We start from the raw sequence: 26,489 nt of genomic DNA on the forward strand, positions 1-26,489 counted from the left end.
GAGCAAGCCACGGTCGAGGACGCCAAGGAATACGTCCACACCGCGCTGAGCACCAACAGCCGCGCCACCCTCAACCACGCCAAGAACTACGCCGAACGCACCCGGAACAAGGACTGATCATGGCTGGGGACTACACCGAAACCCAGGTGATCGTGGTCGGCGCGGGCCCCGTCGGGCTGCTGCTCGCCGGGGAACTGCGGCTGGCGGGGGCGGACGTGGTGGTCCTCGACAAGCTCACCGCGCCGACCACCGAATCACGTGCTTCCACCCTGCACTCCCGGACCATGGAGATCCTCGCGACCCGGGGACTGCTCGACGGACTGGGCGACATCCCGAACGACGCGGCCGGCCACTTCGGGGGGATCCCCTTCGGCCTGGGCCTCCCCGGCCCCTACCCGGGCCAGTGGAAGGTCGCGCAGACCCGCCTGGAGGAAGTGCTCGGCGAGTGGGCCGCGGACCTGGGCGCGGAAATCAGGCGCGGCCACGAACTGACCGGGATCACCGTCGCCGGGGACCTGGTCACCGCCGAGGTGCGCGGCCCGGACGGGACGGCCACGACCGTCCGGGCCGCGTACGCCGTCGGCTGCGACGGCGAGAACAGCGCCGTACGCCGGCTGGGCGGCTTCGCGTTCCCGGGCAACGACGCCGGGCGCGAACTGCTCCGGGCGGACGTGACGGGCATCGACATCCCCAACCGCCGCTTCGAGCGGCTGGAGGGAGGCCTCGTCGTCTCCGCCCGGCGGCCCGACGGCGTGACCCGGGTGATGGTGCACGAATTCGGCGCGGAACCCCGCCGGGGCCAGCCCTCCTTCGAAGAGGTCGCCGACACCTGGAAGCGCATCACGGGCGAGGACATCAGCGGCGGAACCCCGCTCTGGGTGAACTCCTTCGGGGACGCGTCCCGGCAGGCCACGAGCTACCGCCGGGGCCGGCTCCTGCTCGCGGGAGACGCGGCGCACCAGCAGATGCCGATCGGCGGCCAGGCCCTGAACCTCGGCCTCCAGGACGCCTTCAACCTCGGCTGGAAACTGGGGGCCGCGGTGGCCGGGCACGGCCGCGAAGAACTGCTCGAGAGCTACCACGAGGAACGGCACGCTGTCGGGCAGGCCGTCCAGAGCAACATCAGGACACAGGCGCTGCTGCTGCTCGGCGGCCCCGAGGTCGACGCGGTCCGCGAGGTCTTCGCGGAACTGACCGGCCACGAGGACGTACGCGCCCACCTGGCCGGGATGATCTCGGGCCTGGACGTCCGCTACCCGGCGGACGCGGGCGGCACCCCGCTGCTCGGCATGCGGATCCCGCAGGCCGACGCGGTGGGCGACGAGGGCCCGGCCACGACCTTCGAACTGCTGCGCCGGGGCCGCGGCCTGCTGCTCCTCGCGCCCGGTGACGAGGACCGGGGCAGGGAGCTGCGCACCGCCGCCGGGCCGTGGACGGACCGGGTGCGTGTCGCCACCGCCGCCGCGGCGGACCCGGCGTCCGGAGTGGGAACCACGGCCCTGCTGGTCCGGCCGGACGGTCACGTCGTCTGGTCGGGCGACGCGCCGGACGGTGACATCACGGCCGCCCTGGAGCGGTGGTTCGGTCCGTTGTCGTCCGGCACCCCGGAGCAGGCCGCTCCGCGCGGCCGGGTGAGGGCGTTGCGGTCGGTACCGGCACCGAGGGACCGGAGGAACGGTATGGACAGGCTCCTGGGAAGGACCGCCCTGGTCACCGGGTCGAGCCGGGGCATGGGCCGCGCGGCCGCGCTGCGCCTGGCGGAGGAGGGCGCGCTCGTCGCCGTCCACTACACCCGGGACGAGGCGGCCGCCCGCGAGGTCGTCGCCTCGGTCGAGAGGGACGGCGGCCGCGCCTTCGCGGTGCGCACCGAACTCGGCGTCCAGGGCGACGTGGACACCCTCTTCACCGCGCTGGAGGCCGACCTGCTGGAACGCACCGGCAGCACCGACCTGAACATCCTGGTCAACAACGCCGGAGTGATGGGCGGCGTCGGGGCGGACGAGGTCACCCCGGAGCAGTTCGACCGGATCTTCGCGGTCAACGCGAAGGCACCGTTCTTCCTGATCCAGCGGGCACTGCGGAACATGCCCGACGGCGGCCGGATCATCAACATCTCCTCCGGCCTGACCCGCGTCGCCAACCCGGACGAGATCGCGTACGCGATGAGCAAGGGCGCGCTCGAACAGCTCGCGCTGCACTTCGCGAAGGCGCTCGGACCCCGGCGCATCACCATCAACTCGGTGGCCCCCGGGATCACCCGCAACGACAATCCGGTCTTCGGCATCCCCGAGGCCGTCGAACACATGGCGTCGCTGTCCGCCTTCAACCGGATCGGCGAGCCCGAGGACGTCGCCGACGTGGTGGCCTTCCTCGCCACCGACGAGGCCCGCTGGATCACCGGCTCCTTCGTCGACGCCACGGGCGGCACGCTGCTCGGCTGAGCCGTCCGCGAACCGCCCGGAACCCCCTGGACCGCCGGCACAACCCACGCCACGCCGGCGACGGGGCGGGGGGGGGGGGGGGGGGGGGGGGGGGGGGGGGCCCGCCCCCCGGCCCCCCCCGCCCCTCACCCTCCTCCTCACCGAGCGGAACGCGCGCATGTTGACCTCGACGACAACTCCGCCGGGCGTCGAGCGGCCCGGCGCCCGATGGGCCCTGGTGGCCGTACTCGCCGCGAACATGCTGGTCGACGCGCTGGAGGTGTCCGCGACCCTGGTGGCGCTGCCGGCCGTCGGCGCCGGCCTCGGGCTCTCCGTCCCGCAGCTCCAGTGGACCGTCAGCGGCTTCGCCGCCGGCTTCGGCGGGCTTCTGCTCCTGGGCGGCCGCCTGGTCGAACGGCTCGGCCGACGCGGGGTCTACCTGGCCGCCCTGTTCGTCTTCGCCGCCGCCTCGCTGGCCGGTGCCCTGACGGACAGCGCGGCCCTGCTGACCGCCACCCGTGTGGTGAAGGGCTTCTGCGTCGCGCTGACCGCTCCCACCGGACTGGCCATCATCACCTCGACCGTCCCGGAGGGCGCCGCCCGCCGCCGGGCCGTGTCCCTCTACTCCTTCTTCGGAGCCGCCGGTTTCTGCGCGGGGCTGCTGTTGTCGGGCCTGCTGACCGGGATCAGCTGGCGCTGGACCCTGGCCTTCCCGGCCCCCGTGGCCCTGCTGCTCCTGGCGGCCGGTCTGCGGCTGATACCGCGCGACCGGCCCGCCGCGCGGCCCCGCGCGCCCGACTGGCACGCGCCGACGGGCGGCCTCAGCCTGACCGGCGGCCTCCTGCTGCTCGCGTACGCGCTCGCGAACCTCGCCGGCTCCGGCCGCGAGCGGCTCCTCGCGGCGGCCGCCCTCGCCGCGGCGCTGCTGCTCGGCGCCGTCTTCGTCACGGCCGAACGCCGGTCGCCGCGACCGCTGGTGCCCCCCGAACTGCTGCGGCAGACGGCGCTGCTGCGCTCCGCGCTCGGCGCCGCCGCGCTCAACGGCTCGTACGTCGGCTTCCTCCTCATCGCCACCCTGCACCTGCAGGGGGCCGGCCGCAGCGCCTGGCAGACGGCGCTCGCGTTCCTGCCGGCCGCCGTCCCGCTCGCGCTGAGCGCGCTGTACTCCGGCCGGATCGCCGTCCGGCTGGGCCCGGCGCGAGCGGTCGCCGCCGGAGCGGTACTCGCGCCGATCGGCTACGCGCTCTACCCGAGGGCGCCGGGCGCCGAGCCGGGCACCGCCGGTCTGCTGCCCGCCATGGTGTGCGTCGGCGCCGCCTTCGTCCTCGCCTTCACCGCCCTCCACCTCCAGGCGACGGGCTCGGTGCCGGCGGAGCTCCAGGGGGCGGCGGGAGGGCTCTACCAGACCTGCGTGCAGGCAGGCGCCGTGCTGACCACGGCGTCCGTCTCCGCGCTCTCCACCGTGGGCCGGGCTTCGGCGCTCTGGCTGGTCACCGCAGTCGGAGCGGCCGGGGCGTGCGTCGCCCTCGGCGGCCTCACCCGCTCCGCCCACGTTTCCTCACCAACAACCCGTTCATGAAAGGACCCACCATGTCGAAGGAACCCCTGCGGCTGGCCGTCGTCATCAGCAGTGTCCGCGAGGGCCGCTTCGGGCCGGTGCCCGGCCAGTGGTTCGCCGAGCAGGCCCGTCAGCGGGACGACCTCGTCGTCGACGTGATCGACCTGACGGAGCACGACCTGCCGGCCGCCCTGTCCCACAGCCCCTCCCCGGAGACCGCCGAGGCGCTCGCCACGATCTCGCCGCGCCTCGAAGAGGCCGACGCGTACGTGATCGTGACGCCGGAGTACAACCACAGCTTCCCGGCTTCCCTCAAGCACCTCATCGACTGGCACTACACCCAGTGGCGCGCCAAGCCGGTCGGCTTCGTCTCCTACGGCGGTCTGGCGGGCGGCCTGCGGGCGGTCGAGCACCTGCGCCCGGTCTTCGCCGAGCTGCACGCCGTCACCGTCCGCGACGGCATCAGCTTCCACTCGGCGTGGGAGCAGTTCGGCGAGGACGGGCAGCCCAAGGAGCCGGAGGGACCGCAGAGCGCGGCCAAGGTCCTGCTCGACCAGCTCGTCTGGTGGGGCGCGACCCTCCGCGAGGGCCGCGCAAAGAACCCCTACCAGGCCTGACGCCCGGCCCCGTATGCCCGACCACGGGCGGACGGGGGAAGCCCCGTCCGCCCCGACCCGGAAAGCATCATGAACACACTTCACATGTCACAGACGTACGAGACAGACAACGGCCTGGTCCACATGACCCCGCCCGACATGGCCGTCCTGGCGACCGCCGGGCCGCGCGAGCGCACCCGGATCCTCGAGCAGTACGTGCGCGAGGAGCTCGGCCGGATCCTCGGCATCGAGCCGCACCTGGTCGACACCACGGGCCGCCCCATGGGCTGCCTCGGGATCGGCTCGATCTCCGGCATCGAACTCCAGTACCGGATGGAGAACACGCTGGGCGTCGAGGTGAACCTCCAGCGGCTGCTGCTCGCCAACAGTGCCCAGGAACTCATCGACTGCCTCGTCGGCCAGTTCGGCCCCGAGGCCCACCTGCACGGGGCAGCGGTGCCGGCATGAGCACTACGACCCTCCTGCCGGCCGTCCGCCCGGTCGTCAACCACCAGGGGCTCGACCGGCCCGACTTCACCCTCTCCGCCGACCGCGTCGACCTCTGGCTGATCCGCCGTCCCACCGGGGCGGACGCCGAGGCGCTCGCGATCGGCGAACTCGACGAGCAGGAGCGCAAGCGCACCGACTCCTTCATCCGCCGGTCCGACGGCCTGCTGTACGCCGCCGCCCACGTGGCGGTGCGCCGACTGCTCGGACGGTACACGGCGACCCTGCCCCAGGACGTCCGCTTCATGCGCGAGCCCTGCCCGGGCTGCGGCGAGCCGCACGGCCGTCCCGCCCTGTCCCCGCCGCCCCCGCCGCTGCACTACTCCCTCTCGCACAGCGGGGGCGTGGCCATGGTCGGCGTCGGCACCACGCCGCTCGGCGTTGACGTGGAGAAACTCCCCGGCGCCGAGACGGTGGACATCTGCTCCAAGGCGCTGCACCCCGACGAGCAGCTGGAGATAGCCGAGGCCGAGCAGGGCGAGGAGCGCCGGCAGCTGTTCGGCCAGATCTGGACGCGCAAGGAAGCGTTTCTCAAGGGGCTCGGTACAGGGTTGAGCCGATCGCCCGCCGAGGACTACCTCGGCACCGACCACGGCCGCCACCCGGACGGCTGGACCATGGTCGGCGTTCCGGCCGACTCCACGCACGCCGCCGCGGTGGCGGTGGCGGGGCCGGCTCCCAAGGTGGTCGACGTCAGGTGGGTGCCCGACACCTGGCTGGCCGCGGGCAACACCGTGTGCGGCGCCGCCGCCCCCGGACCGCACCACACGGTCCTCGCCAGTTGAACGCAAGTAAGGACGTGACCGGATGACCACCGCCTTCGTCTTCCCCGGCCAGGGCTCCGAATGCGCCGGCATGGGCAGGGAGCTGCTCGCCCTGCGACCCGACCTCGCCGACACCTACTACCGCACCGCCGACGACCTGCTCGGGTTCCCGCTGACCCGGCTCTGCCTGGACGGGTCCCCCCGGGACCTGGAGGACCCGGCGGTGGCGCAGCCGGCGATCTTCCTGACGAGCCTGGCCGTACTGGAGGTGCTGCGCGGCGAGGGCCTGCGGCCGGACGCCGTGGCCGGGCACAGCCTGGGCGAGTACGCGGCGCTGGTGGCCGCGGGCGTCCTGGAGTGGACCGAGGCGCTGTGGCTGGTCCGGCTCCGCAGCGAGCTCGTCGCGACGGTCGGGGACCGCATCGGCAGCGCCACCGCGGCGGTCATCGGCCTGGCCCGCACCGACCTGGCCCGGATGTGCGCCGAGGCCCGGGCGGCCACCGGCCAGGTGGTCGAGGTGGCGGGGGACAACGAGCCCCGTCAGACCGTGGTCTCCGGCCAGGCCGGGGCGGTGGCCCACGCCGCCGACGCCGCCCGGGCGGCCGGGGCCCGGGTGGAGTGGCTGCGCACCGGCGGCCCGTTCCACTCCAGCCTGCTGGGCGAGGCCGAGGCGGAGTTCACCGAGACGCTCATCGCGACGGAGTTCCGCGATCCGGCCGTGCCGCTGGTGTCCGGCGTCACCGGCGGGTGGGTGACGTCGGCCGCCGACGCCGTCGTCGCCCTGCGCGGCCAGCTCACCAGCCCGGTGCGGTGGACCGAGGCGGTCGGGACGCTCGCGGCCTCCGGCGCCGACCGGTTCGTGGAGGTGGGGCCGGGCCGGGTGCTCGGCGGGCTGGTCCGGCGGATCCTGCCGGGCGCCCGGGTCCACTCCACGGACACCGCGGACCGGCTGGCCGGGGCCGTGAACGCCTTCACCGGCACCGCAGTCTGACCATCGACCCCCACAGAAAGGGTGCACGACATGCCCCGAGCGGAGGACACGATCCGGTCCCGGATCGACGAACTCAACGGGATCAAGGAGTCCGCGCGCAACGGTGACCAGGGCGCGACCGAACGCCAGCACGCCAAGGGCAAACTGACCGCGCACGAGCGGATCGCGCTCCTGCTGGACAAGGGGTCCTTCACCGAGGTGGAGCCCCTGCGCCGGCACCGGGCGACCGGTTTCGGGCTGGAGGCGAAGAAGCCCCACAGCGACGGTGTCGTCACCGGCTGGGGCACGGTCGAGGGCCGCACGGTCTTCGTCTACGCGCACGACTTCCGCATCTTCGGCGGCGCGCTCGGCGAGGCCCACGCCAGCAAGATCCACAAGGTGATGGACATGGCCGAGGCGGCCGGCGCCCCGCTGGTCTCCCTCAACGACGGCGCGGGCGCCCGTATCCAGGAGGGCGTCTCCGCCCTCGCCGGCTACGGCGGCATCTTCCAGCGCAACACCAGGGCCTCGGGGGTCATCCCGCAGATCTCGGTGATGCTCGGCCCGTGCGCCGGCGGAGCCGCGTACTCCCCGGCCCTGACGGACTTCGTCTTCATGGTCCGCGAGACCTCGCAGATGTTCATCACCGGCCCCGACGTGGTCAAGGCCGTCACCGGCGAGGAGATCAGCCAGAACGGGCTGGGCGGCGCGGACGTCCACTCCGCCACCTCGGGCGTCGCGCACTTCGCGTACGACGACGAGGAGACCTGCATCGCCGAGGTCCGCTACCTGCTGGCGCTGCTGCCCTCCAACAACCGGGAACTGGCCCCCGTGGAGCGCTCCGGCGACCCGGCCGACCGGCTCAACGAGGCGCTGCTCGACCTGGTGCCCCTCCAGCCCGGGCAGGCGTACGACATCCGCAAGGTCATCGAGGAGGTCGTGGACGACGGGGACCACTTCGAGGTGCACCCGGCCTGGGCGCCCAACCTCGTCTGCTCCCTGGCCCGCCTCGACGGGCACGTGGTGGGCATCGTCGCGAACAACCCGGCGGCCATGGCGGGCGTCCTGGACATCGAGGCCTCCGAGAAGGGCGCGCGGTTCGTCCAGTTCTGCGACGCCTTCAACATCCCGCTGGTCACGCTGGTCGACGTGCCCGGGTTCCTGCCGGGCGTGGACCAGGAGCACAACGGCATCATCCGGCGCGGGGCCAAGCTGCTGTACGCGTACTGCAACGCGACCGTGCCGCGCATCTCGCTGGTGCTGCGCAAGGCCTACGGCGGCGCGTACATCGTCATGGACTCCCGTTCGATCGGCGCCGACCTGGCGCTGGCCTGGCCCACCAACGAGATCGCCGTCATGGGCGCCGAGGGGGCGGCCAACGTGGTTTTCCGGCGCGAGATCGCCGCCGCCGAGGACCCCGAGGCCGTACGGGCGCAGCGGATCGCGGAGTACAAGGACGAACTGATGCACCCCTACTACGCGGCCGAGCGCGGCCTGATCGACGACGTGATCGATCCCCGTGACACCCGTGCGGTCCTGATCCGCTCCCTGGACATGCTCCGCGCCAAGCACGCCGACCTGCCCGCCCGCAAGCACGGGAACCCGCCGCAGTGAGCACCGGCGGCACACCGCGAGACGAGGAGAGTCCTGTGGAGACCACGGAGTCCGGCCACCTCATCCGTGTGGTGAAGGGAAAGCCCGACGCCGAGGAACTGGCGGCGCTGACCGCCGTCGTACTCGCCCGGGCGGCGGCGTACGAGGGCGAGCACGGCGGCACGGCCGGCGGCGGGCCCGTCCTCGCGGGCTGGCGCCGTCCCGAGCGCGTGCGCGGCTTCCTCGGTCCGCGCACCTGGCGCGACAACTCCGCCGAGGCGCGGTCCGCCTGACGGCGTCCGCTTCCTTCCACCTCCCACCCTCTTTCCTTCTTTCCAAGGAGAAACGACATGTCGGACCTCGTCCTCGGACGGACGCTCTTCGAGGAGGCGGTATGAGGCTGCTGGTCACCGGCGGCGCCGGCTTCATCGGCTCGCACTTCGTCCGGACCGTCCTCGACGGCGGATACCCGGGCCACGAGGAGGACCGGGTCACCGTCCTCGACAAGCTCACCTACGCGGGCAACCGGGAGAACCTCCCGGCCGCCCACCCCCGGCTGGACTTCGTCCACGGCGACATCTGCGACGAGGCACTGCTGCGCGAGCTGCTGCCCGGCCACGACGCGGTGGTGCACTTCGCGGCCGAGTCGCACGTCGACCGCTCCGTCCACTCGGCGGCCGAGTTCGTCCGCACCAACGTCGGCGGCACCCAGACCCTGCTGGACGCCGCTCTGGCCACCGGGGTCGGGCGCGTGGTCCACGTCTCCACCGACGAGGTCTACGGCTCCATAGCCGAGGGCGCCTGGACCGAGGAGTGGCCGCTCCAGCCGAACTCCCCGTACGCCGCGTCCAAGGCCTCCTCCGACCTCATCGCGCGCTCCTACTGGCGCACGCACGGGCTCGACGTCTCCATCACCCGCTGCTCCAACAACTACGGGCCCTACCAGCACCCCGAGAAGCTGATCCCGCTCTTCGTCACCAACCTGCTGGAGGGCCGGCAGGTCCCGCTGTACGGCGACGGGCGCAACATCCGGGAGTGGCTGCACGTCGACGACCACTGCCGGGCCATCGCCCTGGTCCTGGACCGGGGCCGGGCCGGCGAGGTCTACAACATCGGCGGCGGCAACGAGCAGACCAACCTGCACATCACCGAGCGGCTGCTCGCCCTGTGCGGCGCCGACGCTTCCGCCGTGCGCCGGGTGGCCGACCGCAAGGGCCACGACCTGCGCTACGCCCTCGACGAGACCAAGATCCGCGAGGAGCTGGGGTACGCGCCGCGCGTCCCCTTCGAGCAGGGCCTCGCCGACACCGTCGCCTGGTACCGCGACAATCCGGGCTGGTGGAAGTCCGTCAAGCACCGCACCGACAACTCCGGCCCCGAGGGCCGTGAAGGGATCCCGTCATGAACGTCCACAAGGGACTCATCCTCGATGAGACCGCGAAGTTCCACCAGGACACCCAGAACGACGGGCCCTTCGTTCCAGGCACCACGGAGATCTGGCCGGCCGGCGCGGTCCTCGACGAGCGCGACCGCGCCGCCCTGGTCGAAGCGGCCCTGGAGATGCGGATCGCCGCCGGACCCAGCTCGCGCAGGTTCGAATCGCGGTTCGCCCGCAAGCTGGGGCACCGCAAGGCCCATCTGACCAACTCCGGTTCCTCCGCGAACCTGCTGGCCATGACGGCCTTCACCTCGCACCTGCTGGAGGACCGGCGCCTCCAGCGCGGCGACGAGGTCATCACGGTCGCGGCGGGCTTCCCCACCACCGTCAACCCGATCATCCAGAACGGCCTCGTGCCCGTCTTCGTCGACGTCGAGCTGGGCACCTACAACACCACCGCCGACCGGGTGGCGGCCGCCATCGGCCCCAAGACCCGCGCCATCATGATCGCCCACGCCCTCGGCAACCCCTTCGAGGTCGCCGAGATCGCGCAGCTCGCGCAGGAGCACGACCTGTTCCTGATCGAGGACAACTGCGACGCCGTCGGCTCCACCTATGACGGGCAGCTCACGGGCACCTTCGGCGACATCACCACGGTCAGCTTCTACCCGGCCCACCACCTCACCATGGGCGAGGGCGGCTGCGTCCTGACCTCCAACCTGGCGCTCGCGAGGATCGTGGAATCGCTGCGCGACTGGGGCCGGGACTGCTGGTGCGAGCCGGGCGAGACCAACAAGTGCCTCAAGCGCTTCAAGTACCAGATGGGCACCCTCCCCGAGGGCTACGACCACAAGTACATCTTCTCCCACGTGGGCTACAACCTGAAGGCGACCGACATCCAGGCGGCCCTGGGCCTCACCCAGCTCGACAAGCTCGACGACTTCTGCGACGCCCGCCGCCGCAACTGGCGCCGGCTGCGCGACGGCCTCGAGGGCGTACCGCACCTGATCCTGCCGGAGGCCACCCCGCGCAGCGACCCGAGCTGGTTCGGGTTCGCGATCACCGTGGACCCCGAGGCGCCCTACACCCGGGCCGCCCTCGTGGACTTCCTGGAGGACCGCAAGATCGGCACGCGGCGGCTGTTCGCCGGGAACCTGACCCGCCACCCGGCGTACATCGACCAGCCGCACCGCATCGTCGGCGACCTCACCAACAGCGACATCATCACCGACCAGACCTTCTGGATCGGGGTGTACCCGGCGCTCACCGACGAGATGCTCGACTACGTCATCGCGTCCGTCAAGGAGTTCGTGGGAGGCCGCTCGTGACGGCTCCCACCGTCTCCCCCGCCCCCGTCGCACCCGCGCTGCGGCCCCGGCGCGACGCGGAACTCCCCTCCCGCTTCACCCGGTCGGCCGCCGCCCGCACCGGCCTGGTGCGCGACACCGCGGACGTCCACTCCTGGCTGGAGGAACGCCGCCGGGCACACCGCTTCCGGGTGGACCGCATCCCCTTCACGGAGCTGGACGGCTGGTCCTTCGACCCGCGGACGGGCAACCTGGGGCACCGCAGCGGGAAGTTCTTCACCGTCGAGGGCCTGCGGGTGGCCACCTCCACCGACGGCCGGGAGCAGCGGTGGCACCAGCCGATCATCCGCCAGCCCGAGGTCGGCATCCTCGGCATCCTGGTCAAGGAGTTCGACGGCGTCCTGCACTTCCTGATGCAGGCCAAGATGGAGCCCGGCAACCGCAACCTGCTCCAGGTGTCGCCGACGGTGCAGGCCACCCGCAGCAACTACACCAAGGCCCACAAGGGCGCCGACGTGCGCTACGTCGAGTACTTCACCGATCCCCGCCGCGGCCGGGTCCTCGCCGACGTCCTCCAGTCCGAGCACGGCTCGTGGTTCTTCCGCAAGAGCAACCGCAACATGCTGGTCGAGGCCATCGGAGACGTACCGGAGCACGACGACTTCCGCTGGCTCACCCTCGGCCAGATCGGTGAGCTGCTGCTCCAGGACAACGTCATCAACATGGACGCGCGGACCGTGCTGGCCTGCGCCCCCTTCCCCGACGCCGAGGGCGTCAGCCTCCACTCCGACACCGCGCTGCGGTCCTGGTTCACCACCGAGCGCGCCCGGCACGACGTCAGCGCCGAACGCGTCCCGCTCGCCGGCCTGCCCGGCTGGGTGCGGGGCGAGCACTCCATCGACCACGAAGAGGGACGCTACTTCGGCGTCGTCGCGGTCGGCGTGCACGCGGGCAGCCGTGAGGTCGCCAGCTGGACGCAGCCCCTGTTCGAACCGAAGGGCGAGGGCGTCACCGCGTTCCTGACGCGCAGGATCGGCGGAGTTCCGCACCTGCTTGTCCACGCCCGTGTCGAGGGCGGCTTCCTCGACACGGTGGAGCTCGGGCCCACGGTGCAGTACACCCCCTCGAACTACGCGCACCTGCCGCCGGCCGAGCGGCCCCGCTTCCTCGACCTGGTCCTCGGCGCCGACCCGGCACGGATCCGCTACGAGGCCCTGCACTCCGAGGAGGGCGGCCGGTTCCTGAACGCCGAGAGCCGCTACCTGTTCGTCGACACCGACGAGGACCAGGCCCCGCTCGAGGCGCCGCCGGGCTACCTGTGGGCCACCACCGGTCAGCTCACCGCCCTGCTGCGCCACAACCACTACCTCAACGTGCAGGCGCGCACACTGCTCTCCTGCCTGACCTCGGGAGCGGTGCGCCTCTGATGGACCCCGTCCGTATCGGCGTGCTCGGCTGCGCCGACATCGCCCGCCGCCGGATGCTGCCCGCTCTGCGCGCGGCCCCGGGAGCCCGGCTCGTCGCGGTCGCCAGCCGCGACGCCGCCAAAGCCGGCGCCACGGCCGCGGAGTCCGGCTGCGAGGCCGTCACCGGCTACGCGGCCCTGCTGGAGCGGGACGACATCGACGCCGTGTACGTCCCGCTCCCGGCCGCCCTGCACGCCGAATGGGTGGAGGCGGCGCTGCGCGCGGGCAAGCACGTCCTCGCCGAGAAGCCCCTCACCACCGACCTCGCCTCCACACGGCGGCTCATGGCCCTGGCCGAGGGGACCGGGCGGGTGCTGAGGGAGAACGTCATGTTCGTCCACCACTCCCAGCACGCCGCGGTACGGGCGCTCGTGGCCGACGGGGCGATCGGTGAACCGCGCTCCTTCCGGGCGGAGTTCTCCATCCCCCGGCTGCCCGACTCCGACATCCGCTATGACGCCGCGCTCGGCGGCGGCGCCCTGTGGGACACCGGCGTCTACCCCGTCCGCGCGGCCCTGCACTTCCTCGGGGACCGCCTCGAGGCCGAGGCCGCCGTACTGGTCCGGGGCGGCCCCGGCCGCGGCGTCGACACCGGAGGGACGGCGCTGCTGCGCACCCCCGAGGGGGTCTGCGCGCAGCTCGCCTTCGGCCTGGACCACGGCTACCGGTCCGCCTACGAGATCACCGGGAGCGAAGGGCGCATCACCGTCGACCGGGCCTTCACCCCGCCCGCCGGCCACCCGCCCCTGGTCCGGCTCGAACGCCGCACCGGCGCCGAGGAGATCGTCCTCGCCCCCGACGACCAGGTGCTGGCCGCCGTCACCGCGTTCACCGCCGCCGTCCGCACGGGCACGGCAGCCCCGGACGGCCCGGCCCTGCGCCAGGCGGAGCTGGTGGAGGCGGTCCGCGGCGGCGCCCGCGTGCTCTGAACGCACCAGCGGTGGGGCGCCGGGTCCGCCCGGCGCCCCACGCCCATGAAGTCCGCCATCTGGAGAGGCCATGCCTTCGACCCATGACGACATCGCGGCCCTGCGCGACCAGATCCAGGTCTTGCGCGACCGTGCCGAACTACGCGAACTCTTCGACCGCTACATCACGGCCCTCGACACCCACGACGGAACCGGCGACGACGAGACCGCCTTCGCCGCGCTCTTCACCGAGGACGCGACCTTCGCCTTCCCGATCGGCGTGTGCACGGGCATCGAGGCCTTCGCCGCCTTCCAGCGTGAGGCCCGGCAGCGGTGGGCACGTACGCACCACCTGAGCACCAACCACTCCGTGGTCCTCGACGGCGACCGGGCCACCCTACGGGCCCAGCAGCTCACCACCCACGTCCACCACGGGGCGGACGGCCCCGAGGCCCGCTTCGACGTCGGCGGCTACTCAGAGGCCGGCGCCGTACGCACGGAGGCCGGCTGGCGGCTGAACCACGTCGCGTTCCACGTCGTATGGGACTCAGGGGTCCGCCTGCCCGAGCTCACCGGAGTCCAGCTGTGAGCACCCGGTGAACGCCGTTCAGATCGCCGGCTACTGGGTCCCCGCGCGGGACCCCGTACGCGCACACGCACACGAGTCGCTGCGGCTCCCCGCCCCGCCCCTGGCCACGCTGCTGCGCCGCCGGGCCGTCTGGGCCCTCGCCGTCGCCCGGAGACGGGCCGCGCGCCACGGCCGCTGAGCCCGTCCCTACCCAGGAGAGAACCCGCATGCCCTCCTCACCGTCCCCCGGCCCGCCTCCCGTCCGCCCCGTCATCCTCGACGCGGACGGGATTCCGCTCTCCGGGCTGCTCGCCCTGCCCGCGCAGCCGGCGCCCCGGGCCCTCGTGGTGGCCCTGCACGGCGCGGGGATGAGCGCCGGCTACTTCGACAGCCGGGCCCGGCCCGGGCTCTCGCTGCTGGAGCTGGGCGCCTCGCTGGGCTACGCCGTACTTGCCCTGGACCGGCCCGGGTACGGGGCCTCGGCTGCCGTCCTGCCCGAGGGACAGGACCTCGCCGGGCAGACCGCGACCCTGCTCGCCGCTCTGGAGGGCTTCGCCCGCCGGCACGAGCTGGGCGCGGGCTGCTTCCTGGTGGCCCACTCGAACGGCGGTCGGCTCGCGCTGTCGGCCGCGGCCGCCGCGGCGGGCGACATCGCCCCGTTCGGCGTGGACGTCTCCGGCATCGGCCGGCGCTTCGCCGTAGAGCCCTGGCGCCTGCCGGGAGCGGACCTGCCGGGCGAATGGCGCCGGCACTGGGGGGCGCTGCGGTTCTACCCGCCGGACGCCTTCCGGCTCGGGCAGCGGCTGCTGCGGCCGGTCCCCGCCCGGGAGGCTCGGGAGACGCTGGAGTGGCCGGAAATGTACCCCGCCGTGGCGGCCGGGGTGAGGGTGCCCGTGCGCTTCACGTTCGCCGAACAGGAACTGTGGTGGAGACATGACGGGGAGGCCCTGGAGGAACTGCTGACTCCGCTGATGGCGGCCTCCCCAGAGGTGGCCCGGCAGGCCCATGCTGGGCACAACATCAGTCTGGGCTGGGCCGCCCGCTCCTACCACCTGAGGGTCCTGTCCCACCTGGAGGAATGCCTGCTCGCCCGTGGCGTGACGATTGGCCGGGCCGTGACGCCGCCTGACCGGGATCTGCAGAAGGTTGACGCATACGTGACATAGGGCCCGTTGACCCACGGACCGCGACCTACGAGCCTTTTGATGAGCATCCAGAGATGACCGGCGAAACCTTTCATACGGGACACCTCCGCACGGTTCCCGGCGGGTTTCTGATCATCTGCCTCATCCCACAAAAGGAACGCGCATGAGTGACGTGAAGGACCTGGTGCAGGTCGCCGGCATCATCGACGCCGAGGAGGCCAAGCTCCTGGCCGAGGAAGGCTGCGACTGGTTCGGCTTCCCGCTCCGCCTTCCGTCGGGCAAGGACGACATCTCCGAGGCCGCGGCCACGGAGATCATCGCGGGCCTGACCGCACCTCAGGAAGGCGTCCTGATCAGCTACATGACGGACGCCGACGAGATCAGCGCGTTCACCACGCAGCTCGGCGTCAAGGCCGTCCAGCTCCACGGCGACGTCGAGCCGGAGCAGCTGCGCAAGCTGAAGGCCAACCGTCCGGACCTGTACGTGCTCAAGAGCCTGGTCGTGAAGGAGGACAACGCCGAGGAGCTCCTCCAGCTCGTCGACGAGGTCGCGGAGGTGGTGGACATGTTCATCACCGACACCTTCGACCCGGCGACCGGCGCCAAGGGCGCCACCGGTCTCACCCACGACTGGAACGTCAGCGCCGAACTCGTGCGCCGTTCGCCGAAGCCCCTCATGATGGCCGGCGGCCTGAACGCGGACAACGTCGCCGACGCGATCCGCTTCGTCAAGCCCGCCGCCGTCGACGCCCACACCGGCCTCGAAGGTTCTGACGGGCGCAAGGACCGGGCGAAGGTGGCGAAGTTCGTGGCGGAGTCGCGCAAGGCCTTCGCCGAGATCGCAGGCTCCTGACCTCGGCACCCGACCACACGGTTGCGGTATCCGGGCCCCCTGGGCCCCGGCTCGGCCGCAGCCCGTCTCCACGACCGACCAGGAACAGGTTTCCCATGGCGACCGGCCACCACAACGTCCACCCGCTGCCGCAGACCAACCAGCTCCGGGCCATGCACACGATCATCCGTGACCGCAGTGCGTCCCGCGCGGACTTCGTGTTCTACTCCAGGCGCATCATCCGCCTCCTGATCGAATCGGCGCTCGACCGGCTGCCGTTCGACCAGCACGATGCCGTCACGCCGGTCGGGGAGACGTACGACGGACTCAAGTTCGGCACCAAACTGTGTGCCGTACCCGTGATCCGGGCCGGTGACTCGATGCTCGACGAGCTGCGCCAGGTCATCCCCGACATCACCGTCGGCAAGGTGCTCATCCAGCGGAACAAGGTCACCAAGCTCCCGCACCTCTACTACAAGAACTTCCCCGAGGACATCGCCGACCGGCACATCCTCGCCCTGGAGCCGATGCTCGCCACCGGCGGCAGCGCCAACGCGGCCATCGACGTCCTCCTGGAGGCCGGCGTGCGCGAGGAGCGCATCGTCTTCGTCAACCTCCTCGCGGCGCCCGAGGGCATCGCGGCGGTCCACGCCAAGCACCCGGCCGTCACGATCGTCACCTCGTCGATCGAGGAACGCCTCAACGAGAACGCGTTCATGATCCCGGGCATCGGCGACTTCGGGGACCGCTACTTCGGCACGACCGACTCGGCAGCGGCCTGATGAGAAGCAGCCGAACGCTCGCGGACTCCGCGCTCACCGCGCTCGCCCCGGCGGTCTGGGGGTCCACCTACCTGGTGACCACGGAGTTACTGCCCGAGGGCAGGCCCCTGCTCGCCTCGCTGCTCCGTGCCCTGCCCGCCGGCCTCATCCTGGTGGCCATCGGCCGGACGCTGCCGAAGGGCATCTGGTGGTGGCGCGCCCTGGTGCTGGGCGTGCTGAACATCGGCGCCTTCTTCTACCTGCTCTTCGTGGCCGCCTACAACCTGCCGGGCGGTGTCGCGGCGCTGGTGATGGCGATCCAGCCGATGATCGTGCTGTTGCTCGGCGCCGTGCTGCTCAAGGAGAAGATCAGGCGGATCCACCTGGCCGCCTGCGCCCTGGGCACGGCCGGTGTGGCGCTGCTCGTCATCCAGCCGAACGCCGGGCTCAACGCCACCGGTGTCGTCGCGGGTCTGCTGGGCGCGCTCAGCATGGCCTCCGGCATCGTGCTGACCAAGCGCTGGGGACGGCCCGAAGGGGTGGGCCTGCTGCCCTTCACGGGCTGGCAGCTCACCGTCGGCGGCCTGGTCCTGCTGCCGGTCGCGCTGATCGGCGAGGGCCTGCCCGCCGAGATCACCGCCGAGAACCTCTGGGGCTTCGCCTATCTGGGCATCATCGGGGCCTTGGTCGCCTACGCGATCTGGTTCCGCGGTGTGCAGCGGCTGCCCGCCCTGGCGGTGTCCTTCCTGAGCTTCGCCTCGCCCCTGACGGCCACCCTCCTCGGCTACTTCGTCCTCGACCAGGCGCTCTCACCGCTCCAGATCGTCGGAGCGCTGACGGTGGTCGCGTCGGTGGTCCTCGCCCAGCCGAAGACGGGCAAGAAGGAGCCCGGGCCGGAGCCGGCCCGACAGACCTCGCGGGAATCCGTCAGAACGTAACGCGACGGATCCCCGCCCACGACTCCCCGCCCGGCCCTGCCCCCCGGGAGCAGGGTGGGGAGCGGTGGTGGCACACCGCGGCCTCCCCCGTCCGCGGTGTGCCACCCACCCCCCAGACACCCAGACCGTGGAAGGACCGAGTCCGTGCCCCACATCCACATCAGGCACTACCCGAGGGACTTCACGGCCGAACAGCTGAGGGCGATCGACGAGGCGGTGACCGCCGCCGTGACACGGACCTTCGCCACCGGCGAGGACACCGTCTCCATCTCCCTGGAGCCGGTGGCACCCGAGGACTGGGACGCCCAGGTCCTCACCGAGATAGCGGCCCGCCGCGACCTCCTGGTCAAGCGGCCCGGCTACTGGAACGAGAGTTGAGAGACATCCCGATGAGCGCGAGCAGCGGCATCCCCGTCGTCTACACCGAGGAGGTCCGAGAGGCCCTCCACGAGGGCAAGGCCGTCGTCGCCCTCGAGAGCAACGTCATCACCCACGGCCTGCCCTACCCGGACAACGCCGCCACCGCCCGCAAGGTGGAGGACGCCGTACGGTCCGGGGGCGCCGTGCCGGCGACGATCTGCATCGAGGCCGGCGAGATCCGCGTCGGCATGTCGGACGCCGACATCGAGCGCTTCGCCTCCCTGCCGGGCATCCCCAAGGTGTCCAGCCGGGACCTGCCCGTCGTCCTGGCGCAGGGCGGCCCGGGAGCCACCACCGTGGCCTCCTCGGTCGTGGCGGCCGAGCTCGCGGGGATCCCGTTCTTCTCGTCCGCCGGCATCGGCGGCGTGCACCGGGGCGCCCAGGAGACCTGGGACGTGTCATCGGACCTGATCCAGTTCACCCGCTCCAAGGTCGCCGTCGTCTGCGCGGGCGCCAAGATGATCCTGGACCTGGGCCTGACCCTGGAGTACCTGGAGACGCAGTGCGTCCCCGTCGTCGCCTACCGCTCGGACGACTTCCCCGCGTTCTACTGCCGTACGAGCGGCCACAAGGCCCCCCACCGCCTGGACGACGAGCAGGTCATCGCCCGTGCGATCGAGGCCCACTGGGCCCTCGGCAACAACAGCTCCTTCCTGATCACCACCCCGGTCAGGGAGGAGGACGCCATCGACTCCGCCGAGGTGGACACGGCCATCCGCGCCGCCGTCGCCGAGGCCACCCGGGACGGCGTTTCGGGCCAGGCCATCACCAAGTACCTGATGCGGGCGGTCGACGCCGCCACGGACGGCCGCTCCGCCAAGGCCAACATGGCCGTCCTCGCCTCCTGCGCCGAGGCCGCCGGCCGCCTGGCCGTCGCGCACTCCGCCCACCTCGCGGAGCTCGCGGGCCGCTGAGCGCACACGAACCGCCCCCGCACCACGTTGACCTCAGTCTGGAGAGACACACACATGTCCGAGAAGCTGTTCGAGCCGGTCAATCTGGGGAAGCTGGCCCTGAGCAACCGAGTGGTCATGGCGCCCATGTCCCGCAACCGGGCCACCGGCGAGGGTCTGGCCACCGAACTGATGGCCACCTACTACGGTCAGCGTGCGGGGGCCGGCCTGATCATCACCGAGGGCGTCCAGCCGTCGGTCACCGGTCAGGGCTTCGGCAACAGCCCGGGTCTGCACACCCGTGAGCAGGCCGATTCCTGGAAGCCGGTCACCGAAGCCGTGCACGCCCGCGGCGGTCTGATCGCCGCGCAGCTCATGCACTGCGGCCGCATCGGCCACCCCTCGCTGTACCCGAGCGGCCACCGGTCGGTCGCCCCGTCCGCCGTCACCGCGGCCGGCCAGGCCTACGGCCCCGAGGGTCCGCTTGACTACCTGGAACCGCACGCCCTGACGGCCGGGGAAATCGCCGGGATCGTCGAGGAGTTCGCGGACTCCGCCGAGCTCGCGATCGAGGCGGGCTTCGACGGGGTCGAGGTCCACGCGGGCAACGGGTTCCTGCTCCACCAGTTCCTGGCGGAGAACACCAACCAGCGCACCGACGAGTACGGCGGCTCCGTCGAGAACCGCGTCCGCTTCCCGGTCGAGGTGATCGAGGCGGTCTGCGAGCGCATCGGCGCCGACCGCGTCGGCGTGCGCATCTCGCCCTCGAACCCGTTCAACGACATCGTGGAGGGCGACACCCACGCCGTCTACGAGGCGCTCCTCGCGGCCCTGCCGCCCCTCGCCTTCCTGCACGTCCTCGAGCTCGGCAACCGCGATCACATCGCGGCCCTGCGCCCGCGGTGGAGCGGCGCGGTCATCCTGTGCCCCCACCCGGAGAACGGCGTCGTCAACGCCCGGACCGCCACCGAGGCCGTGGAGGCCGGCCTGGCCGACGCCGTCGCCTTCGGCGCGTCCTTCATCGCCAACCCGGACCTGCCCGAGCGCATCCGCACCGGCGCCCCGCTGGCCGAGGCCGACCAGAGCACGTTCTACGGCGGCGACCACACCGGCTACACCGACTACCCGACGCTCGAAGGGGCCGGCGCCGCGTGAGCTCCCGACAGATGCTGCTCTTCTCGGGGCGCGCACACCCCGAGCTGGCCGAGGCCATCGCGGCCGAGCTGGGCACGACCCTGGTCCCGACGAAGGCGGTCGACTTCGCCAACGGCGAGATCTACATCCGCTACCACGCCTCCGTGCGCGGCGCGGACTGCTTCGTGATCCAGAGCCACACGGCCCCGATCAACAAGTCCATCATGGAACAGCTCATCATGGTCGACGCGTTGAAGCGGGCCTCGGCCCGCAGCATCACGGTGATCCTGCCGTTCTACGGGTACGCCCGCCAGGACCGCAAGCACAGCGGCCGGGAACCCATCTCGGCCCGCCTGGTGGCGGACCTGCTCAAGACTTCCGGCGCGGACCGGATCCTGACGGTCGACCTGCACGCCGACCAGATCCAGGGCTTCTTCGACGGTCCGGTGGACCACCTGTTCGCCATGCCGGTCCTCGCGGACCACATCGGCTCCAGGGTGGACCGGGACGACCTCACCGTCGTCTCGCCCGACGCCGGCCGCGTGCGCGTGGCCGACGGCTGGTGCGACCGCCTCGGCGCTCCGCTGGCCATCGTCCACAAGCGGCGCGACAAGGACGTGGCCCACCAGGTCACGGCCCACGAGGTGGTCGGCGAGGTCCGCGACCGCGTCTGCGTCCTGGTCGACGACATGATCGACACCGGCGGCACGATCTGCGCCGCCGCCGACGCCCTGTTCGCGCAGGGTGCCCGGGACGTCATCGTGGCGGCCACGCACGGGGTGCTCTCGGGCCCCGCCGCGGACCGCCTGAAGAACTCGCGCGTCAGCGAGTTCGTCTTCACCGACACCCTTCCGGTGCCCGCAGCACTCGGCATCGACAAGGTGACCGTCCTTTCCATCGCCCCGCTCATCGCGGGTGCCACCAGGGAGGTGTTCGACAACGGGTCAGTAACCCGGCTCCTGCGGAGCCGGTGATCGCCCGGACGGGCGGCCCGGGGAGGGCCCGTCCGTCCGTAGGGGGAGGCGGCCGCACGCACCGCGCCGTTCCGGTCTTTCCGGGTGGTGAGGCTTTGCCCTTGCGCCCCTCAGTTCTTCGGTTTCATCCGGCCGAGCAGTCGTCTCGGCCACTGACGCCGCACCGCTTCCGCGGTGTCCGCCCCGCGCGGACACCGCCCCCACGTTGGCGGTGAGGCGTCGCCCACCGGGCTCGCTGCCTCGCGGAGCCCGGCCTGCGGGGGCGGCCGACGCACCCGCTGCTTCACAAACGGAACTTAAGGAAGCGGGAAATGACTCTTCAGGAGACCAGCGTGCTCGAGCCCACCCTGCGCGGCACCAACACCTTGCCCGGCCTGCTCGCGGAGCGCGTGGCCGAGCACCCCGACGCGGTCGCCGTCGCCTACCGGGAGGAGAAGCTCACCTTCCGTGAGCTGGCTTCCCGGAGCTCGGCCCTGGCCGAGTACCTGAGACACCTCGGTGTTTCCACCGACGACTGCGTCGGCCTCTTCGTCGAGCCTTCCATCGACCTGATGGTGGGTGCGTGGGGCATCCTCGGCGCCGGAGCCGCCTACCTGCCGCTCTCCCCGGAGTACCCCGAGGACCGGCTTCGCTACATGATCGAGAACAGCCAGGCGAAGATCATCCTGGCGCAGCAGCGCCTGGTGTCCCGCCTGCGCGAGCTGGCCCCGCAGGACGTCCGGGTCGTCACCCTGCGCGAGTCCGAGGCGTTCGTCCTCCCGGAAGGCCACGAGCTCCCGGCCGCCGAGGGCGCCCGGCCCGACTCCCTCGCGTACGTCATCTACACCTCCGGCAGCACGGGCAAGCCGAAGGGCGTGATGATCGAGCACGGCAGCATCGTCAGCCAGCTCGGCTGGCTGCGCGAAACCTACGCGATCGACCGCAGCAAGGTCGTCCTGCAGAAGACCCCGATGAGCTTCGACGCCGCCCAGTGGGAGATCCTCTCCCCGGCCAACGGTGCCACCGTCGTCATGGGCGCCCCGGGCGTCTACGCCGACCCCGAGGGCCTCATCGAGACCATCGTCAAGCACGGCGTGACCACCCTCCAGTGCGTCCCGACGCTGCTCCAGGGCCTGCTCGACACCGAGAAGTTCGGCGAGTGCGTCTCCCTCCAGCAGATCTTCAGCGGTGGCGAGGCCCTCTCCCGCCTGCTGGCGATCCAGACCACGCAGGAGATGCCGGGCCGGGCGCTGATCAACGTCTACGGCCCGACCGAGACCACCATCAACTCCTCCTCCTTCGTGGTGGACCCCGCCGACCTGGAAGAGGGACCGCAGTCCATCTCCATCGGCCGCCCGGTGCACGGCACCACGTACCACATCCTCGACAAGGAGACCCTGAAGCCGGTCGGCGTCGGGGAGATCGGCGAGCTGTACATCGGCGGCATCCAGCTGGCGCGCGGCTACCTGCACCGCCCCGACCTGACCGCCGAGCGCTTCCTCGAGATCCAGCTCGAGGAGGGCGCCGCGCCCACCCGCCTGTACAAGACGGGCGACCTGGGCCAGTGGAACCCGGACGGCACCGTGCAGTTCGCCGGCCGCGCCGACAACCAGGTCAAGCTGCGCGGCTACCGCGTCGAGCTGGACGAGATCTCCCTGGCGATCGAGAACCACGACTGGGTCCGCAACGCCGCCGTCATCGTCAAGAACGACGGCCGCACCGGCTTCCAGAACCTGATCGCCTGCGTCGAGCTGAGCGAGAAGGAAGCCGCCCTGATGGACCAGGGCAACCACGGCTCCCACCACGCGTCGAAGAAGAGCAAGCTCCAGGTCAAGGCGCAGCTGTCCAACCCGGGCCTGCGCGACGACGCCGAGCTGGCCGCCCGCCAGGCCTTCGACCTGGAGGGCTCCGCGCCCACCCCCGAGCAGCGCGCCCGGGTCTTCGCCCGCAAGACGTACCGCTTCTACGAGGGCGGCGCCGTCACCCAGGACGACCTGCTGAAGCTGCTCGGCGCCAAGGTCACCGCGGCCTACTCCCGCAAGGCGGCCGACCTGGCGCCGGCCGAACTGGGCCAGATCCTGCGCTGGTTCGGCCAGTACGTCAGCGAGGAGCGGCTGCTCCCGAAGTACGGCTACGCCTCCCCGGGCGCGCTGTACGCGACGCAGATGTACTTCGAGCTGGAGGGCGTCGGCGGGCTGCAGCCGGGCTACTACTACTACCAGCCGGTCCGTCACCAGCTCGTGCTGATCAGCGAGAAGGCCGCCACCGGCAAGCCGACCGCGCACATCCACTTCATCGGCAAGAAGAGCGGCATCGAGCCGGTCTACAAGAACAACATCCAGGAAGTCCTGGAGATCGAGACCGGCCACATCGTCGGCCTCTTCGAGCAGGTCCTGCCGGCCTACGGCCTGGACATCCAGGACCGCGCCTACGAGCCGGCCGTCCGCGAGCTGCTCGACGTCGCCGACGAGGACTACTACCTGGGTACCTTCGAGCTCGTCCCGAACGCGGGCGAGCGCGAGGACCACGCCGAGGTCTACGTCCAGACGCACGGCGGCAAGGTCGCCGGCCTGCCCGAGGGCCAGTACCGCTACGAGAACGGTGCGCTGAATCGTTTCTCCGACGACATCGTCCTCAAGAAGCACGTCATCGCGATCAACCAGTCGGTGTACCAGGCCGCCAGCTTCGGCATCAGCGTCTACAGCCGGGCGCCCGAGGAGTGGCTGCACTACATCACCCTCGGCAAGAAGCTCCAGCACCTGATGATGAACGGGCTGAACCTGGGCTTCATGTCCTCCGGTTACAGCTCCAAGACGGGCAACCCGCTGCCGGCCTCCCGCCGCATGGACGCCGTCCTCGCCGAGAACGGCGTCGAGGGCGGTCCGATGTACTTCTTCGTCGGCGGCCGCGTCAGCGACGAGCAGCTCGGCCACGAGGGCATGCGCGAGGACAGCGTCCACATGCGCGGTCCGGCGGAGCTGATCCGCGACGACCTCGTCAGCTTCCTCCCCGACTACATGATCCCCAACCGGGTCGTGGTCTTCGAGCGGCTGCCGCTGTCGGCCAACGGCAAGATCGACGTGAAGGCGCTGGCCGTCTCCGACCAGGTCAACGCCGAGCTGGTGGAGCGTCCCTTCGTCGCCCCGCGCACCGAGACCGAGAAGGAGATCGCGGAGATCTGGGGCAAGGCCCTGCGCCGCGAGAGCGTCTCGGTCCAGGACGACTTCTTCGAGTCGGGCGGCAACTCGCTGATCGCCGTCGGCCTGGTCCGCGAGCTCAACTCGCGGCTGGGCGTCTCCCTGCCGCTGCAGACCGTCCTGGAGTCCCCGACGGTCGAGAAGCTCGCCCGCCGCCTCGAGCGCGAGGTCGCCCAGGAGTCCTCGCGCCTGGTGCGCCTGCACGCGGAGACCGGCAAGCAGAAGCCGGTGCTGTGCTGGCCGGGCCTGGGCGGCTACCCGATGAACCTGCGCACCCTGGCCGGCGAGATCGGTCTCGGCCGCTCGTTCTACGGCGTCCAGTCGTACGGCATCAACGAGGGCGAGACCCCGTACGAGACCATCGTCGAGATGGCCAAGGCGGACATCGAGGCCATCAAGGAGCTCCAGCCGACCGGCCCCTACACCCTGTGGGGCTACTCCTTCGGCGCCCGCGTGGCGTTCGAGACGGCCTACCAGCTGGAGCAGGCGGGCGAGAAGGTCGACAACCTCTTCCTGATCGCCCCGGGCTCGCCGAAGGTGCGCGCCGAGAACGGCAAGGTGTGGGGCCGCGAGGCGTCCTTCGCCAACCGCGCCTACACGACGATCCTCTTCTCGGTGTTCACCGGCACCATCTCCGGCCCGGACCTGGAGAAGTGCCTGGAGACCGTGACGGACGAGGCGTCCTTCGCCGAGTTCATCAGCGAGCTCAAGGGCATCGACGTCGACCTCGCCAAGCGGATCATCTCGGTCGTGGGCCAGACCTACGAATTCGAGTACTCGTTCCGCGAGCTGGCCGAGCGCACCCTCCAGGCGCCGATCAGCATCTTCAAGGCCGAGGGCGACGACTACTCGTTCCTCGAGAACAGCAGCGGCTACTCGGCCGAGCCGCCGACGGTCATCGACCTCGACGCCGACCACTACAGCCTGCTGCGCGAGGACATCGGCGAGCTGGTCAAGCACATCCGGTACCTGCTCGGCGAGTAGGAACAGGTAATTTCGGAAAACAGGTAGTCCGCACAAAGGCGGCCGCCCTGCCGGATTTCTCCGGCAGGGCGGCCGCCTTTTTTGCTTTCCTGGCTCAGGTTCCGCGAATCCGGGGAAATGCGGCGCAATTCTGACGCAAGTTGACGGCGCCCTGACATTCGGTTGGTTGACGTGCGTCGGAGACCTGGAAGAGACTTCTTATAACTCAGGCGGACTGCCTATCGCATTCCAAACTCCGTCGATGACCGTTCGGAAATTGCCGCTGTCTTGCTGACGAGGAGCTACCATCCATGCGTTTCAATCTCATTGGACCCTTTGAGATCGTCACGGACGACGGCAGGGCCTACCGCCCGGGAACCCCCAAGGTCTGCCAGACGTTGGCCCTGCTGCTCACGAGACCCAACGAAATCGTCACGGCCGACGCGCTCATACGGGAACTGTGGGGCGAAAAACCGCCGCGCAGCGCCGTGACGACGCTGCAGACGTACATCTACCACGCACGCCGGATGTTCGTGAACGAACGGCTGGTACCGGCGGACCGCCCACTGATCATCACCAGCCCGCCCGGTTATGCGATCCGTGTCGACGATTCCGAGACGGACATCCGGATATTCGAGGGGCTCGTCTCCCAGGCGCGCGGAGAGCTGAGCCAGGGGGACCCGCTCACCGCGCTGCGGACGGTGCGCGAGGCGCTCGACCTCTGGCGCGGGCCGGCCCTGTCGAACTTCCCCGCGGGCGACCTGCTCGCCGGGCACATCGTGCACCTGGAGGAGCTGCGCATCCGGGCGTTCGAGATCCGCATCGCCTGTGAGGAGCAGCTCGGCTGGCACCGCGAGTCCATTCCGGAGCTGCGGAAGCTGATCAACCAGTACCCGCTCAACGAGTGGTTCCACAGCCAGCTCATCGGCGCCCTCGGCGCGGCGGGTCGGCGCGCCGAAGCCCTCCAGGCCTACCAGGACGTACGCCGGCTGCTCGCCGACGAACTGGGCCTGGAGCCCTCCCTGGAGCTCAAGCAGCTTCAGGCCCGCCTCCTCAGCCCCGTCCCGCAGGCCTCGCCCCCCGCCGCCCGGGTCCCCGCCGAGGACGGCGCCGCCGGCCGGCCGCGCACGGCCGCCCCGTCGGGCGCCTGACGTCCCCGGACACGGAAGAGTCCCGGTACGGCCTGTCGGGCCGTACCGGGACTCTTCCGTGTGCCGC

24 protein-coding genes and 1 pseudogene are annotated in these 26,489 nt (G+C 71.4%); all 25 read left to right on the plus strand.

Features of this window, described 5'->3' with window-relative positions; genetic code table 11:
- Positions 1 to 117, plus strand: a pseudogene (locus ACFY7H_RS28905) (cyclase); the annotation flags it as partial.
- A gap of 2 nt (positions 118 to 119) precedes the next feature.
- On the plus strand, positions 120 to 2,441 hold the full coding sequence (locus tag ACFY7H_RS28910; RefSeq protein ID WP_388943839.1) for an SDR family oxidoreductase: 2,322 nt from the start codon (positions 120 to 122) through the stop codon (positions 2,439 to 2,441).
- A 157-nt stretch (positions 2,442 to 2,598) separates the two neighbouring features.
- Positions 2,599 to 3,999, plus strand: a complete 1,401-nt coding sequence (locus ACFY7H_RS28915) for an MFS transporter (protein WP_388943842.1) — start codon at positions 2,599 to 2,601, stop codon at positions 3,997 to 3,999.
- An 11-nt stretch (positions 4,000 to 4,010) separates the two neighbouring features.
- Positions 4,011 to 4,595: an NADPH-dependent FMN reductase gene (locus ACFY7H_RS28920; RefSeq protein ID WP_388943844.1), complete on the plus strand. Its 585-nt coding sequence runs from the start codon at positions 4,011 to 4,013 to the stop codon at positions 4,593 to 4,595.
- Positions 4,596 to 4,679: 84 nt separating this feature from the next.
- Positions 4,680 to 5,042, plus strand: a complete 363-nt coding sequence (locus ACFY7H_RS28925; protein ID WP_388943847.1) for an acyl carrier protein — start codon at positions 4,680 to 4,682, stop codon at positions 5,040 to 5,042.
- The gene (locus ACFY7H_RS28930) at positions 5,039 to 5,866 is read left to right on the plus strand and encodes a 4'-phosphopantetheinyl transferase family protein (RefSeq protein ID WP_388943851.1); all 828 of its coding nucleotides are present in this window, start codon (positions 5,039 to 5,041) and stop codon (positions 5,864 to 5,866) included. Before ACFY7H_RS28925 ends, ACFY7H_RS28930 begins: the two co-directional genes overlap by 4 nt.
- A gap of 22 nt (positions 5,867 to 5,888) precedes the next feature.
- Complete coding sequence (locus tag ACFY7H_RS28935) at positions 5,889 to 6,836, plus strand: ACP S-malonyltransferase (protein ID WP_388943854.1); 948 nt, start codon at positions 5,889 to 5,891, stop codon at positions 6,834 to 6,836.
- A gap of 30 nt (positions 6,837 to 6,866) precedes the next feature.
- A complete protein-coding gene (locus ACFY7H_RS28940; protein ID WP_388943857.1) occupies positions 6,867 to 8,429 on the plus strand; it encodes an acyl-CoA carboxylase subunit beta in 1,563 nt (520 codons plus the stop codon).
- 35 nt (positions 8,430 to 8,464) lie between these two features.
- Positions 8,465 to 8,701, plus strand: a complete 237-nt coding sequence (locus ACFY7H_RS28945; protein ID WP_388943859.1) for an acyl-CoA carboxylase subunit epsilon — start codon at positions 8,465 to 8,467, stop codon at positions 8,699 to 8,701.
- A 101-nt stretch (positions 8,702 to 8,802) separates the two neighbouring features.
- Positions 8,803 to 9,813: a dTDP-glucose 4,6-dehydratase gene (gene rfbB / locus ACFY7H_RS28950; protein ID WP_388943862.1), complete on the plus strand. Its 1,011-nt coding sequence runs from the start codon at positions 8,803 to 8,805 to the stop codon at positions 9,811 to 9,813.
- On the plus strand, positions 9,810 to 11,114 hold the full coding sequence (rfbH, locus tag ACFY7H_RS28955; protein WP_388943864.1) for a lipopolysaccharide biosynthesis protein RfbH: 1,305 nt from the start codon (positions 9,810 to 9,812) through the stop codon (positions 11,112 to 11,114). Before rfbB ends, rfbH begins: the two co-directional genes overlap by 4 nt.
- Positions 11,111 to 12,520, plus strand: coding sequence for an NDP-hexose 2,3-dehydratase family protein (locus tag ACFY7H_RS28960; protein ID WP_388943866.1), 1,410 nt, complete (start codon positions 11,111 to 11,113; stop codon positions 12,518 to 12,520). Before rfbH ends, ACFY7H_RS28960 begins: the two co-directional genes overlap by 4 nt.
- Entirely contained in the window at positions 12,520 to 13,488 is a 969-nt protein-coding gene (locus tag ACFY7H_RS28965) for a Gfo/Idh/MocA family protein (protein ID WP_388943868.1), read from the plus strand. Before ACFY7H_RS28960 ends, ACFY7H_RS28965 begins: the two co-directional genes overlap by 1 nt.
- Positions 13,489 to 13,558: 70 nt before the next feature.
- Complete coding sequence (locus tag ACFY7H_RS28970; protein ID WP_388943871.1) at positions 13,559 to 14,056, plus strand: nuclear transport factor 2 family protein; 498 nt, start codon at positions 13,559 to 13,561, stop codon at positions 14,054 to 14,056.
- A gap of 7 nt (positions 14,057 to 14,063) precedes the next feature.
- Positions 14,064 to 14,234: a hypothetical protein gene (locus ACFY7H_RS28975; RefSeq protein ID WP_388943874.1), complete on the plus strand. Its 171-nt coding sequence runs from the start codon at positions 14,064 to 14,066 to the stop codon at positions 14,232 to 14,234.
- 28 nt (positions 14,235 to 14,262) lie between these two features.
- A complete protein-coding gene (locus tag ACFY7H_RS28980; protein ID WP_388943877.1) occupies positions 14,263 to 15,201 on the plus strand; it encodes an alpha/beta hydrolase in 939 nt (312 codons plus the stop codon).
- A 142-nt stretch (positions 15,202 to 15,343) separates the two neighbouring features.
- Positions 15,344 to 16,033: a phosphoribosylanthranilate isomerase gene (locus ACFY7H_RS28985; protein WP_388943880.1), complete on the plus strand. Its 690-nt coding sequence runs from the start codon at positions 15,344 to 15,346 to the stop codon at positions 16,031 to 16,033.
- Positions 16,034 to 16,128: 95 nt separating this feature from the next.
- A complete protein-coding gene (gene upp / locus ACFY7H_RS28990; RefSeq protein WP_388943883.1) occupies positions 16,129 to 16,794 on the plus strand; it encodes a uracil phosphoribosyltransferase in 666 nt (221 codons plus the stop codon).
- Positions 16,794 to 17,711 carry an EamA family transporter gene (locus ACFY7H_RS28995; RefSeq protein WP_388943886.1) on the plus strand — a complete coding sequence of 306 codons (918 nt, stop codon included), beginning with the start codon at positions 16,794 to 16,796 and terminating at the stop codon, positions 17,709 to 17,711. The genes upp and ACFY7H_RS28995 overlap by 1 nt, the downstream gene beginning before the upstream one ends.
- 144 nt (positions 17,712 to 17,855) lie before the next feature.
- Positions 17,856 to 18,089 carry a tautomerase family protein gene (locus ACFY7H_RS29000; RefSeq protein WP_388943890.1) on the plus strand — a complete coding sequence of 78 codons (234 nt, stop codon included), beginning with the start codon at positions 17,856 to 17,858 and terminating at the stop codon, positions 18,087 to 18,089.
- An 11-nt stretch (positions 18,090 to 18,100) separates the two neighbouring features.
- Positions 18,101 to 19,045, plus strand: a complete 945-nt coding sequence (locus tag ACFY7H_RS29005; protein ID WP_388943893.1) for a pseudouridine-5'-phosphate glycosidase — start codon at positions 18,101 to 18,103, stop codon at positions 19,043 to 19,045.
- 54 nt (positions 19,046 to 19,099) lie between these two features.
- Positions 19,100 to 20,179, plus strand: a complete 1,080-nt coding sequence (locus ACFY7H_RS29010; RefSeq protein WP_388943894.1) for an alkene reductase — start codon at positions 19,100 to 19,102, stop codon at positions 20,177 to 20,179.
- Between the two features lie 11 nt (positions 20,180 to 20,190).
- Positions 20,191 to 21,132: a ribose-phosphate diphosphokinase gene (locus tag ACFY7H_RS29015; RefSeq protein ID WP_388944078.1), complete on the plus strand. Its 942-nt coding sequence runs from the start codon at positions 20,191 to 20,193 to the stop codon at positions 21,130 to 21,132.
- 311 nt (positions 21,133 to 21,443) lie between these two features.
- On the plus strand, positions 21,444 to 25,292 hold the full coding sequence (locus ACFY7H_RS29020; protein ID WP_388943897.1) for an amino acid adenylation domain-containing protein: 3,849 nt from the start codon (positions 21,444 to 21,446) through the stop codon (positions 25,290 to 25,292).
- Between the two features lie 290 nt (positions 25,293 to 25,582).
- Positions 25,583 to 26,422, plus strand: coding sequence for a BTAD domain-containing putative transcriptional regulator (locus tag ACFY7H_RS29025; RefSeq protein WP_388943900.1), 840 nt, complete (start codon positions 25,583 to 25,585; stop codon positions 26,420 to 26,422).
- The last annotated feature ends 67 nt before the right edge of the window (positions 26,423 to 26,489 follow it).

The sequence above is a fragment of the Streptomyces sp. NPDC012794 genome (assembly GCF_042901085.1).
Taxonomy (GTDB): domain Bacteria; phylum Actinomycetota; class Actinomycetes; order Streptomycetales; family Streptomycetaceae; genus Streptomyces.

Coding starts and splice junctions, on each gene's coding strand:
- ACFY7H_RS28930 (WP_388943851.1), top strand. CDS start 5,039: ATGAGCACTACGACCCTCCTGCCGGCCGTCCGCCCGGTCGTCAACCAC.
- ACFY7H_RS29010 (WP_388943894.1), top strand. CDS start 19,100: ATGTCCGAGAAGCTGTTCGAGCCGGTCAATCTGGGGAAGCTGGCCCTG.
- upp (WP_388943883.1), top strand. CDS start 16,129: ATGGCGACCGGCCACCACAACGTCCACCCGCTGCCGCAGACCAACCAG.
- ACFY7H_RS28915 (WP_388943842.1), top strand. CDS start 2,599: ATGTTGACCTCGACGACAACTCCGCCGGGCGTCGAGCGGCCCGGCGCC.
- ACFY7H_RS28985 (WP_388943880.1), top strand. CDS start 15,344: ATGAGTGACGTGAAGGACCTGGTGCAGGTCGCCGGCATCATCGACGCC.
- ACFY7H_RS28940 (WP_388943857.1), top strand. CDS start 6,867: ATGCCCCGAGCGGAGGACACGATCCGGTCCCGGATCGACGAACTCAAC.
- ACFY7H_RS28970 (WP_388943871.1), top strand. CDS start 13,559: ATGCCTTCGACCCATGACGACATCGCGGCCCTGCGCGACCAGATCCAG.
- ACFY7H_RS29005 (WP_388943893.1), top strand. CDS start 18,101: ATGAGCGCGAGCAGCGGCATCCCCGTCGTCTACACCGAGGAGGTCCGA.
- rfbH (WP_388943864.1), top strand. CDS start 9,810: ATGAACGTCCACAAGGGACTCATCCTCGATGAGACCGCGAAGTTCCAC.
- ACFY7H_RS28925 (WP_388943847.1), top strand. CDS start 4,680: ATGTCACAGACGTACGAGACAGACAACGGCCTGGTCCACATGACCCCG.
- ACFY7H_RS28965 (WP_388943868.1), top strand. CDS start 12,520: ATGGACCCCGTCCGTATCGGCGTGCTCGGCTGCGCCGACATCGCCCGC.
- ACFY7H_RS29025 (WP_388943900.1), top strand. CDS start 25,583: ATGCGTTTCAATCTCATTGGACCCTTTGAGATCGTCACGGACGACGGC.
- rfbB (WP_388943862.1), top strand. CDS start 8,803: ATGAGGCTGCTGGTCACCGGCGGCGCCGGCTTCATCGGCTCGCACTTC.
- ACFY7H_RS28910 (WP_388943839.1), top strand. CDS start 120: ATGGCTGGGGACTACACCGAAACCCAGGTGATCGTGGTCGGCGCGGGC.
- ACFY7H_RS29020 (WP_388943897.1), top strand. CDS start 21,444: ATGACTCTTCAGGAGACCAGCGTGCTCGAGCCCACCCTGCGCGGCACC.
- ACFY7H_RS29015 (WP_388944078.1), top strand. CDS start 20,191: ATGCTGCTCTTCTCGGGGCGCGCACACCCCGAGCTGGCCGAGGCCATC.
- ACFY7H_RS28920 (WP_388943844.1), top strand. CDS start 4,011: ATGTCGAAGGAACCCCTGCGGCTGGCCGTCGTCATCAGCAGTGTCCGC.
- ACFY7H_RS28980 (WP_388943877.1), top strand. CDS start 14,263: ATGCCCTCCTCACCGTCCCCCGGCCCGCCTCCCGTCCGCCCCGTCATC.
- ACFY7H_RS28935 (WP_388943854.1), top strand. CDS start 5,889: ATGACCACCGCCTTCGTCTTCCCCGGCCAGGGCTCCGAATGCGCCGGC.
- ACFY7H_RS28995 (WP_388943886.1), top strand. CDS start 16,794: ATGAGAAGCAGCCGAACGCTCGCGGACTCCGCGCTCACCGCGCTCGCC.